The organism is Pseudoalteromonas sp. SG45-2, from assembly GCF_014164115.1.
Lineage (GTDB): Bacteria > Pseudomonadota > Gammaproteobacteria > Enterobacterales > Alteromonadaceae > Pseudoalteromonas > Pseudoalteromonas distincta.
The window spans coordinates 139,528-150,427 of sequence record NZ_JACJEO010000011.1 but is presented as its reverse complement, the minus strand read 5'-3'; the positions used below and the strand labels follow the sequence as shown (position 1 = coordinate 150,427).

Sequence of the window (10,900 nt, the reverse complement as noted above, 5' to 3'; positions counted from 1 at the left end):
GCCTGGTGATAACATCAAGATGACAGTAACTCTAATCGCACCAATCGCGATGGATGAAGGTCTTCGTTTTGCTATCCGTGAAGGTGGTCGTACTGTAGGTGCTGGTGTTGTAGCAACTATCGTAGAGTAATAATTAACTTTAAAGTTAATTGTTAGAAAAAGGTCACTCAGGTGGCCTTTTTTAATGCCTGAAGAAAAGTGTCATATGAAGGTGGTGCTCTTACCTTAGGCGTAGGTACTTTGTAGCAACAGTCAAAGAGTAATAATTAACTTTTAAGTTAATTGTTAGAAAAAGGTCACTCAGGTGGCCTTTTTAATGCCTGAAGAAAAGTGTCATATGAAGGTGGTGCTCTTACCTTAGGCGTAGGTACTTTGTAGAAACAGTCAAAGAGTAATAATTAACTTTTAAGTTAATTGTTAGAAAAAGGTCACCCAGGTGGCCTTTTTTAATGCCTATAGAAAAGTGATTAGCTCCTATATAGCTTTATTGCCGTAGCTTGGGTTGAGTTTTGCGAAGCCTGGGGGGGAAATAGCACCGAAGATAACTATGCTGGTAAATATAAAAAAGCACGGCTAGGCCGCGCTTATATTGAGTTAGCTCTTGGTCTTTTAGCCAATTACTAATATATGATAAAAGCTTTAGTGTTTCTTCGCATACTCTTGCGCTTGTTTTAAAACTCTTAATAAATTGCCACTTAAAATCTTTTTAATATCTTTGTCGCTGTAATCTCTATCCATTAAACCTTGGACAAGATTTGGGTAGCTAGATACATCTTTTAAGCCGATAGGTAATGAATCGCCAACTCCATCATAATCAGAGCCAATACCTACATAATCAATACCAATTAGCTCAACTACGTGATCAATATGGTCAAGTACTTGCTCAAGACTTGCAAATGGATACGGATTTTTAGCACGGTACGCAGCATCAAAATCTTTACTTAACTTAGTGCCTTCTTTTTTAGCTGACTCTTTTGTACTTTTTAATTGCTTGCCCCAACTACCTGCTTTAGCGGTAACAAAGCTTGAGCCAAAATTGATTTGAATAACACCGCCATTTTCTTTCAGCGCTAATAACATATCGTCATTCATATTACGCTCAAAGCCAGGCGTGTATTTACGAAGTGATGAATGAGAGGCAATTACTGGTGTTTTAGAAAGCTCCATAACCTGATAAAACGCATCATCAGAAATATGCGATACGTCAATTAGCATGCCTATATTATTCATTTCAGTGACAAGCTTTTTACCAAATGGGCTTAAGCCTTTCCATTTACGGCGTATATCGTAAGACGAATCCGAAATATGATTGCTTTGCGAGTGCGCTAGCGTGATGTAACGAATGCCACGGTTGTAAAAGTGCTGAAGGTTTTTCATATCACCTTCGATTGGAGAGCCATTTTCCATACCCATGGCTATAGACAGCTTACCTTGTTTAAATTGCTCTTCAATATCAGAGCTTGAGCTCGCAATAGCAAACTTATCGGGTGCGCGCTGGACTATGGCTTCCATACTATCAATCATTTGATTGGCTAGCTGGTAGCTTTTTCCTTTACCCTCAAACTCTAAATGCGCAGGAATATAAATCGACATAAATGGGGCGTTTAAACCGCCTTTTACAGCGCGAGGATAGTCAAAATCGCCATCACTAGTTGCTTTGGTTACATCAACCCAGCTTTCGTGAATTCGATAAGGTACGTCAATATGGGTATCAATTAAAATGGTATCTTTAGCGAGTTTAATTGCCTTATCAGATGCTGTTATTGTTTGTTCTGCTTGGGCTTGACTAGTTAAAGCTAGTGATATGGTTACCACTAGAGTGCTGAGTTTTATCATGTTTTGGCTCTTTGGGTAAAAAGCCATTGTGTACGTTCAATTCAAAAGTTACAAGTACTACGCCCTAATCAAACGACTGTCCTTGATGCTCTTCACTTTGCAGCGCTTTAAATTCACCTTTTGAAATTATAGTTACAGACTCGTGTAATTCTGAGAAAAACACCATCGCTTCGCCATTTTTAAGCTGTAGCTTTACTTGGCTTACTTTAGATTCGATGCTTGCCTCTACTTCACCATAATCGGTACCTTCGCGTAATACGTAGCTTTCGATTAAGTTATAAAGAGTGTCTTGATCGAGTTGTTCAAAAGGGATAATCATTACTACTTGTTACTCGCTTTATTTGATACGTGCTGGCTAAAATAATGAGGGACGGCTTTTTCTAACCAAAATATAGGTTTAAACGGATTTTTACCGCTAATAAAACCAACATGCCCGCCCTTGTCAGAGATACGCAGCGTAACATGCTCACTTACGTCTTGCCTACTCGGTACGGCTTTAATTGAGAGCATCGGGTCGTCTTTGGCATGAATAATAAGTGTGGGTATAGCGATATCTTTTAAGTACGGCATAGCACTGGCTTTACGATAGTAATCGTGGGCATTTTCAAAGCCATGTAACGGTGCTGTAAGTTGGTTATCGAACTCTAATAAATCATCAATATTCATTAATTGATCGGTAGTTATAGGAATTTGCTGCTTAATTTGCGGTAATTTACGTTGCATCGACTTTTTCATGCGATCGAGCAAATACTTTTGATAAATTTTACCTAAGCTTTTACGAATAACATCACTTGATGATGATAAGTCATAAGGCGCCGATACCACTGCAGCTGCATTGAGTGGGCAGTTTGTATTCTCTTCGCCTAAGTACTTAGCAAGCACATTACCACCAAGCGAAAAGCCCACGGCAACCATCGCTCTATCTGGGTATTGTTGCTTAAGATGATTTATAAAAAAGGCTAAATCGGCGGTGTCACCGCTGTGATAAGCACGTGGAAGGCGGTTTACTTCAGTTGAGCAGTTTCTAAAGTGCATAAGCACAACTGCATAACCTTGTTTTTTTAAAGCCTTCATCATGCCTTTGGCATAAAAGCTATTTATATTGCCTTCAAGGCCATGCAAAACAACGGCAAGTGGTGCGGTTTCGTTATGTGGAAGTGACCATGCGAGCTCAATAAAGTCACCATCAGGTGTATCAAGTTGCTCAAGTTCGTAGCGAGTGTGGTGAAATGGGCGGAAAAAACGCGGCATTATGGTTTGAACGTGACGATTGGTCATCCACCATGCTGGTTTGAACTGAGAGATCATGTTTGTACTACGCACTTTGTATTAAACGAAAAGCTAGTGTACCAAATTTTTCGCTTCAGAAAATAAAAAGCGCCTAACTAGTAAACTAATAAGGCGCTTTAGTGCGTCGTGCTTAATTTTGTTCGGGAATTTCTGCATCATGTATTTTTTTCAAAAAGAAAAAAGCAAAAAAGATACACAAAGAAACAACGATGGTTAAAAACCCAAAAGACATAAATAAAACTGGATCTGTAAAAAAGTCTCTAAAAAATACGTTCATGAGTTGTTCCCCTCGTTGTTGATGGGTTAATCATAGGCGGTGTTTGCAGGTCGCAACGTGATCGAGATCAAGTTATTTTTCTAAGCAGGTGTAGGAGTGACGCTAAGTTGATTTAGATCATGTTTTAAGGGTTGGTAAGTTATTACCACTGAGAGCTAAGAGAGTTTTCTCTTAAAATAGTAAGCTGATCGTAACTCATTTTTTTCACTTTATCTAAAAGCGTAGCGCTTTAAACTTTTTTGAGTAAACCACTTAAAGATTTTTTGCACAAAGAGAAAAGAATGAGAAGTAAATGAGGGTAGAGCTATAAACTACTTGAGCCAAATAACTGCTCAATATTTATATTTTTACCTGAATAATTTAGTTTGTTTTCCTCTAAAAGCGAAGCGCCTCTTAACCTCTTTGTGAGTAAATTACTTGAAGGTTTTTTGCACAAAGAAAATAAGAAGTGGAGGAGGGTATAAAAACTAATACCCTAAGTGGCTTTCACATATAGCTCAATGTTGTTTGGCTCTGAAAGTTTGACTAATTCAAGCTCATTTACTGTTTCAATCAACATATGTTGTTGCTGTTTTTCAAGCTTCAGCTCAGCGCTTAGCAACTCTGCACGTATTGTGGCGTAATCACTTATCGCATTCTGGTTAGCTTTTAAATAGCTACGAGCGGCGCGCATAGGTTGTAATGCGTGAGTATCAAACTCACTAATTGCGTCTATTAACTCATTTAACTGTTGGGTATTAATACTTAAATTTAATGAATCTAAATAAAGCAGTAATAAGCATAAATTAACGTTTTTTCCTTGCTGGTTTTGTAGTGCCAGCAAGGTTGTTTGTTGATCAGGCTTTGCGTACAAAGTGCACGCAAATTGCCAAAAATGGTCGCTATTGAGCAAGTTCATCGGCGAATGCCTGCTCTTTTTCTTCCATTTCTTCAAGTGCCATAAGTAACTCTTCTTCAACGTCGTTAAGTTTAGGCGTAAGGGTTGCTTGCTTGGCTAATAACTCTTTAAGCTTGGCTTTGTTGTCGTCGTTGTAGAGTTCGTTATCACCTAAGGTCACTTCCACTTCACTTAATTCCGCGGTGAATTTATCGAGTTGCTTTTCAAGCTTTTCAATTTGCTTTTTAAGTGGCTGAGTGGCCTTTCTAAACTCAGCCTCTAGGCGTTTTTGCTCTTTACGGTTAACACCTGGATTTGCTTTAGGCTCGTCGCTTTGCTGCGCTTTAACCGCTTCTTTATTGGCATTGAGTAACCACTGGTAATACGCATCTAAGTCGTAACCAAACTGGGTTACTTTGCCGTCATCTACTAAGTAAAACTCATCGGCAGTATTTTTAAGCATATGGCGATCATGGGATACGGTAACCATAGCGCCTTCAAAGCCTTGTAGTGCCATAACAAGTGCATGGCGCATTTCTAAATCAAGGTGGTTTGTAGGCTCATCGAGAAGCAGTAGGTTTGGCTTTTGGTATACCAACATGGCAAGTACTAAACGTGCTTTTTCGCCGCCCGAAAAAGGGGCTACAGGCTCAAGTGCTTTATCGCCAATAAAGGCGAAACCACCTAAAAAGTCACGTAGTGATTGCTCAGTGGCTTTTGGGTCGAGGCGTTGTAAGTGCATTATTGCACTGGCTTTTAAATCAAGAGATTCAAGTTGATGCTGCGCAAAGTAACCAATATTTAATCCGTGATGCTGAACAACTTCGCCCGCTTGCGGCTCTAAATCACCAGAAAGCAGTTTAATTAACGTTGATTTACCTGCGCCATTTCGACCAAGTAAAGCAATTCGGCTGCCTGGTACAAGGTTTAGCTCTATATTATTTAAAATAGTGACGTCACCATAACCCGCTTTGGCTTTATCTATTGTCATTAGTGGGTTTGGTAATGCTTTTGGCTCTGCAAACTCAAAGTTAAATGGCGAGTCGGCATGTGCCGGCGCTAGTTTTTCCATGCGTTCAAGCGCTTTCACACGGCTTTGTGCTTGTTTAGCTTTACTGGCTTTTGCTTTAAAGCGCGTTATAAACTGCTCAAGGTGAGCAATTTGATCTTGTTGCTTATCAAACATTGCTTGTTGTTGTAGTAAGCGCTCAGCTTTTTGGCGCTCAAACTGCGAGTAGTTACCTTTGTACACGTTAATAAGTTGCTTATCTACATGCCAAATTTGATCAACCACCGCATCTAAAAACTCACGGTCATGCGATATAAGTACAAGGGTGCCGGTATAAGCACGCAAAAAGCGTTCAAGCCAATAAACGGCATCTAAATCAAGGTGGTTTGTTGGCTCATCGAGTAATAGTAAATCGGCGTCGCGTATTAATGCTTGGGCAAGGTTTAAACGCATACGCCAACCACCCGAAAACGAGCTTACAGGATTTTCTATAAGGTTATTGGCAAAGCCTAAGCCGTGTAATAGCTCACCTGCGGTTGATTCAATGCTATAGCCTTTAATGTTTTCAAGCTGAATATGTACTTTAGCTTGTGTGTCGCCATCGTTGTTTTTCTCGGCCTCACGCAGTGCTATACGCATTGCGTAGTATTCTGGGTGGCCTTGAAGTACATAATCAATCGCGCTTATTTCAAGGGCAGGTGTCTCTTGCTTAACAGAGGCGATAGACCAATCTTTTGGAATGCTGCAGTTACCGGCATCTAGTTGTAGTTCTGATTTTAGTAAACCAAATAACGTTGATTTTCCACAGCCATTAGCGCCAACAAGGCCTACTTTGTGTTCTGGAAATAACGTAGCTGATGCGTTTTTTAATAAGGCTTTACCGCCACGAAGTAGTTCTATTTCTGAGATTTGGATCATGAATGCGTTACTTTGCTGTGCCCTTGTTAAGTTGGCGCTATCATAACATAGAACTTAATGCTCTTATCAAGCGTATCAACAAGTGAAGTTATACGATAAAATGACAGCAGTTCAAACCACAGGAAAAATGTTGTGAGACAAAAGAAGCGATTTATTGCTGGAGCATCGTGCCCTGACTGCAAAGCCATGGATACTATGATGCTATACAGAGAACATGATGTTGAAAAAGTAGAGTGTGTTGAGTGTGGTCATAAAATGGCGCAACCCGATAACGCTGTTCAGGCGTCTACTCGCCAATTTGAACAAGTAATTGGTGTGTTTAAACCGGGCGACTAACCCGGTTTTTTATTGCCTAATTTTTACCGGTTTTAGTAATGCGGTGGAGGTGGCTCAGGTACTTCAGACATCATAGACGATGATGACTGCGACTCTTTAATTTTCTCTGCTAGCAGCTCGGTTTGGCGTTTCATTTTTGCTAACAGCTGTTGGTGCACTTTTATTTCATCATTTAAGACTTCAATCGTTTCGTCTTGAAAAGCCACTTTGGCTTCAAGTTCCATTAAGCGATGTTCAATTGTGTTCATTATTCTCTCGTATAATAAATCGCTCTGCGATCCCGCTGGAGCTTTCGGTTAACAACGACTTACCGTTATCTGTAAATGTCACATCTAGCACCACCGCCGATTTAGGCTTACTGCCTTCGCGCGGGGTAACCTGCCAAGTTTGAATTTTTTCACCGCTTGGTATTTGCCACAAATCTACGCGCTTATTTGGCGAGCCGGTTGCAAGCAAAGTGCCTTGTTCGTTAAAACGCACAGCAGTAAAAATTTTCTGACGCGCAATATACTTCAGTTTACTCACAAGATCACCTGTAGTCAGCTTCCATACATTTGCTTGTGCCATACTATCGGCCGTAAACGCATAGCGACCTTGTGGATCGAGCGTCACTTGGGTAACACGCGTTGGGTGATTAAAACGATGAATTACTTGTCCTGTACGTGTATCCCAAAAGTAAGCAACATAATCGTTAGAACCACTTAAGGCAAAGCGTCCGTTAGGTGACAGGTCAACGGTGTTAACTTTATCTTGATGACCTAAAAACTCAATACGACGCCCAGTTTCTAGGTTTACAAATACGACAATGCCGTCGCTACGGCCGTATAAAACACTACGGCCTTGATTGCTAATAGCAATATCGCGAATACTGGCTTTTTGTATTTTGTAATAACCTTTATTTTTGCCTGTGGCTATATCCCACACAGCAAACGTGGTTTTTTCGGCGGTAACAGCCACGCTGTTATCAAAAGCAATGGCAACAGCGTACACTAGGCTGTCTTGTGACTGCTGCTGAAACCATTGGTATTTTAGCACCTGCTGTTGATTATCCCACAGGGCGACCCCATGGTTGATAGAGGAGATCAAACTGTATTTACCATCGTTTGAAACTGTTGATGAAAACGCACCTTGTGCAGCATGTTCGTAACTTGCTACAGCGTGTTGTTTTTTATCGGTACAGGCGATGGCTAAAAAACAGCTAAATACGATTAAAAAAGTACGAAATATCGACATATTACAGGTATTTCCCCTTAACTCTTAGTGACTGAGAGGTTAGACTAGGACGCGTTAAATGCCTAGGTTGTTTGTCTAATCACTGGATATGTTTTTAGTTTAGCTAACAATATGGAATTTAGTCATTAAACAAGCAGCCTATCATGTGGGCCGTTAATCTTTCACTAGTAATAATACATTAAAATGACAACTGCAAAGTGTGTCGGAGATTTAAAATGAAAAAGACGATTAGATTGTCATTGATTGCAGCGTCAGTTTTAGCGCTTACAGCTTGTAATCAAGAAGCAAAAAAAGAACAAGCTGAAGTTAAATTAGACACTGTAGAACAGCAACAAGCATATGGTATTGGTGCATCTGTAGGTAACTTTTTAAATAAAGACCTAGCAGACAAAACAGAAATTGGTATTGAACTAGACCAAGCACTTTTAATTCGTGGTTTTGAAGATGCGCTTGCTGGCAATGCAAAAATTGACGAAGAAAAAATTCGCGAAGTATTAACTGCACTAGATACATCAGTACGTACTAAGCAAGAAGAAAAAGCTAAAGTAGAGTCTGAAAAAAGTAAAGAAGCAGGCGCTAAATACCTAGCTGACAACGCTAAAAAAGAAGGCGTTACAGTAACTGAGTCGGGTCTACAGTACGAAGTACTTAGCGAAGGCGATGGCGAAAAGCCAGTGGCAACTGATGTAGTTAAAGTACACTACAAAGGGACTTTATTAGACGGTACTGAGTTTGATAGCTCATATGCACGTAACGAGCCGACAACTTTCCCTCTTAACCGCGTAATTGCGGGTTGGACTGAAGGTTTACAACTTATGTCAGTGGGTTCTAAGTACAAGTTCACTATTCCTTCAGAACTTGCTTACGGTGACCGTGACTTAGGTAAGATTCCAGCTAATTCAACACTTGTATTTGAAGTTGAATTACTTGAAATTCAAAATGAAGAAGCACCAGCACAATAATAAGCTTATTGCGTAAATGCAAAAAGGGACCTTAGGTCCCTTTTTTAATATGTGTAAGTAACGTATTAATTCGTGTGATTAGAAAACAAGTTATCAATAAGCTCATCTTCAAGTGCAAAACGAGCTTCTAATGCCTCACCAATAACAGATAAGTCATTATCAAAATCTTTCAATAAGTCTTCTTTGTCTACTTCTGCGTACTTATCATTAAAATCTAACGCCACATCGGTTGTGCTAGAAATACGCGGGTAAATAGAGTTTGCAAGCTCTTGGCTTTGTAAGCCCTTTTTTTCGCATGCTTTTGCTATATCGTCATATACTTCAAAATGGCCTGCAGATAGGTAATCCATTAAAAGCTGGCAAAATGATTCAATTAGTTTTGGCTCTGGCAATGCTTGATCTTGCTTTTCGTACGGCGTAAAGCCTGCAATTTTGCAGTAAAGTACAATAAGTTCTTGGCGTTCGTTTAGCCATTTATCAATTACTGTGTGGCTACCACCCCATTTCTGTTGAGCTTTTTCTACACGCGTCAGCATAACTGTTCTCCTAGCTGGGTTGGTTTTTAATTTAAAATAATAAGTTTATGTACATCAAGATATATTTAATTTGCGCGTATATCAACAAGTAAAGTTGAGCTACTTTGAGGGTTGTACCTTTTTATATAAACCGAGGCGAGGGATTTTATTTTAGGCAAGAAAAAACCACCAGTTACGGTGGTCTAATTTCTTTCAGTGACTTGTTATAACAAGCTTTCTTATTTTTATGAGATGATTTTTATTGTTATTATTTTAAAACATTTATTTTTATTGTTTTAAGATTTTTATTATTGTTATTGTTAACGCGGGACAAACAATAACAAGGTTTTTGTAATGTTGCAAACATATTAATAAAAAGTTTTAAATGTTATTTATTTTTGTTTATTTTATAGTCAAAATGGATTAAAAAACTCTATTCTATTGATCTACCTCTAGGTAAAGCTGTTTTCGTCCCTAAGCAATAGAGGGTCGGAGAATATGGTGGTACAATCTTGCACAATTTATACAAGTCTTAGGATCATTTACGCCATGAGCGAATTAAAAAACGACCGTTATTTACGTGCACTTGCAAAACAACCTGTTGATGTAACTCCGGTATGGATGATGCGCCAAGCAGGACGCTATTTACCAGAGTATCGCGCTACACGTGCACAAGCGGGCGATTTTATGAGCCTGTGCCGTAATGCTGAGCTTGCATGTGAAGTAACACTGCAGCCACTACGTCGCTACCCGTTAGATGCCGCTATATTATTTAGTGATATTTTAACGATTCCAGATGCGATGGGTTTAGGTCTTTACTTTGAAACTGGCGAAGGCCCTAAGTTCGAACGTCCTATTTCATCTCTTTCTGATGTTAAAAAAATTCCAAAGTTAGACCCTACAGACGAGCTTGGCTACGTAATGAACGCAGTAAGCACTATTCGTCGTGAGCTTAAAGGCGAAGTACCGCTTATTGGTTTTTCTGGTTCACCTTGGACGCTAGCAACTTATATGGTTGAAGGCGGTAGCAGCAAAGTATTTGGTAAAATCAAAAAAATGGCGTTTGCAGAGTCGCAAACACTTCATTTATTACTCGATAAGTTAGCTGATTCAGTTATTGATTACTTAAATGCTCAAATTAAAGCTGGCGCGCAATCGCTAATGGTATTTGACTCATGGGGCGGTGTATTAAGCCCGCGCGATTACAACGAATTTTCATTACAATACATGCATAAAATTGTAGATGGCTTAATTCGTGAGTACGACGGTCGTAAAGTACCGGTTACTTTGTTCACTAAAAATGGTGGTCAATGGATTGAAGCTATTGCAGCGACAGGCTGTGATGCAATCGGTCTTGATTGGACTATTAATATCAGCGACGCTAAGCGCCGCGTGGGTGATAAAGTTGCTCTACAAGGTAATATGGACCCATCTATGTTACACGGTACACCAGAGCGTATTCGCCAAGAAGTAGGCACTATTTTAGAAGACTTTGGTACAGGCAATGGCCACGTGTTTAACTTAGGCCACGGTATTACACCAGATGTAGACCCTGAAAATGCAGGCGTATTCATTAATGCAGTACATGAGCTAAGTGCTAAGTACCATAGGTAATAGTCACTTAAACAAGCTTTAAAACTGTTTAAA

The 10,900-nt window shown here is 39.7% G+C and carries 12 protein-coding genes and 1 pseudogene; 4 read left to right on the top strand and 9 right to left on the bottom strand.

The window, feature by feature from the left end; genetic code table 11:
- Window positions 1–130, top strand: a pseudogene (locus H5116_RS10200) (elongation factor Tu); the annotation flags it as partial.
- A 509-nt stretch (window positions 131–639) separates the two neighbouring features.
- Here the strand turns inward: H5116_RS10200 and H5116_RS10195 are convergent.
- The 6 genes from H5116_RS10195 to H5116_RS10170 form a co-directional block, all read right to left on the bottom strand.
- The gene (locus H5116_RS10195) at window positions 640–1,836 is read right to left on the bottom strand and encodes a dipeptidase (protein WP_182716068.1); all 1,197 of its coding nucleotides are present in this window, start codon (window positions 1,834–1,836) and stop codon (window positions 640–642) included.
- A gap of 64 nt (window positions 1,837–1,900) precedes the next feature.
- Complete coding sequence (locus H5116_RS10190) at window positions 1,901–2,155, bottom strand: YheU family protein (RefSeq protein ID WP_182716067.1); 255 nt, start codon at window positions 2,153–2,155, stop codon at window positions 1,901–1,903.
- 2 nt (window positions 2,156–2,157) lie between these two features.
- Window positions 2,158–3,144, bottom strand: coding sequence for a hydrolase (locus H5116_RS10185; RefSeq protein WP_182193775.1), 987 nt, complete (start codon window positions 3,142–3,144; stop codon window positions 2,158–2,160).
- A gap of 112 nt (window positions 3,145–3,256) precedes the next feature.
- The gene (locus H5116_RS10180; protein ID WP_004335931.1) at window positions 3,257–3,403 is read right to left on the bottom strand and encodes a hypothetical protein; all 147 of its coding nucleotides are present in this window, start codon (window positions 3,401–3,403) and stop codon (window positions 3,257–3,259) included.
- A gap of 475 nt (window positions 3,404–3,878) precedes the next feature.
- Window positions 3,879–4,301, bottom strand: a complete 423-nt coding sequence (locus tag H5116_RS10175) for a TIGR02444 family protein (protein WP_182716066.1) — start codon at window positions 4,299–4,301, stop codon at window positions 3,879–3,881.
- Window positions 4,285–6,207: an ATP-binding cassette domain-containing protein gene (locus H5116_RS10170; protein ID WP_008165349.1), complete on the bottom strand. Its 1,923-nt coding sequence runs from the start codon at window positions 6,205–6,207 to the stop codon at window positions 4,285–4,287. The genes H5116_RS10175 and H5116_RS10170 overlap by 17 nt, the downstream gene beginning before the upstream one ends.
- A 132-nt stretch (window positions 6,208–6,339) precedes the next feature.
- Between H5116_RS10170 and H5116_RS10165 the strand changes: the two genes are divergently transcribed.
- Window positions 6,340–6,543: a YheV family putative zinc ribbon protein gene (locus H5116_RS10165; protein WP_007378899.1), complete on the top strand. Its 204-nt coding sequence runs from the start codon at window positions 6,340–6,342 to the stop codon at window positions 6,541–6,543.
- Window positions 6,544–6,575: 32 nt separating this feature from the next.
- Here H5116_RS10165 and H5116_RS10160 read toward each other — a convergent pair whose 3' ends face one another.
- Window positions 6,576–6,791 carry a SlyX family protein gene (locus H5116_RS10160; RefSeq protein WP_004335946.1) on the bottom strand — a complete coding sequence of 72 codons (216 nt, stop codon included), beginning with the start codon at window positions 6,789–6,791 and terminating at the stop codon, window positions 6,576–6,578.
- Window positions 6,778–7,776, bottom strand: a complete 999-nt coding sequence (locus H5116_RS10155) for a WD40 repeat domain-containing protein (RefSeq protein ID WP_182716065.1) — start codon at window positions 7,774–7,776, stop codon at window positions 6,778–6,780. Before H5116_RS10155 ends, H5116_RS10160 begins: the two co-directional genes overlap by 14 nt.
- Before the next feature lie 215 nt (window positions 7,777–7,991).
- Here H5116_RS10155 and fkpA point away from each other — a divergent pair, with 215 nt between their 5' ends.
- Window positions 7,992–8,738, top strand: a complete 747-nt coding sequence (fkpA, locus tag H5116_RS10150) for an FKBP-type peptidyl-prolyl cis-trans isomerase (RefSeq protein ID WP_004335950.1) — start codon at window positions 7,992–7,994, stop codon at window positions 8,736–8,738.
- A gap of 65 nt (window positions 8,739–8,803) precedes the next feature.
- Here the strand turns inward: fkpA and rsd are convergent, their stop codons facing one another.
- Window positions 8,804–9,274, bottom strand: a complete 471-nt coding sequence (gene rsd / locus H5116_RS10145) for a sigma D regulator (RefSeq protein ID WP_138489928.1) — start codon at window positions 9,272–9,274, stop codon at window positions 8,804–8,806.
- A 528-nt stretch (window positions 9,275–9,802) separates the two neighbouring features.
- Between rsd and hemE the strand changes: the two genes are divergently transcribed.
- Window positions 9,803–10,867, top strand: a complete 1,065-nt coding sequence (gene hemE, locus H5116_RS10140; RefSeq protein WP_182716064.1) for a uroporphyrinogen decarboxylase — start codon at window positions 9,803–9,805, stop codon at window positions 10,865–10,867.
- The last annotated feature ends 33 nt before the right edge of the window (window positions 10,868–10,900 follow it).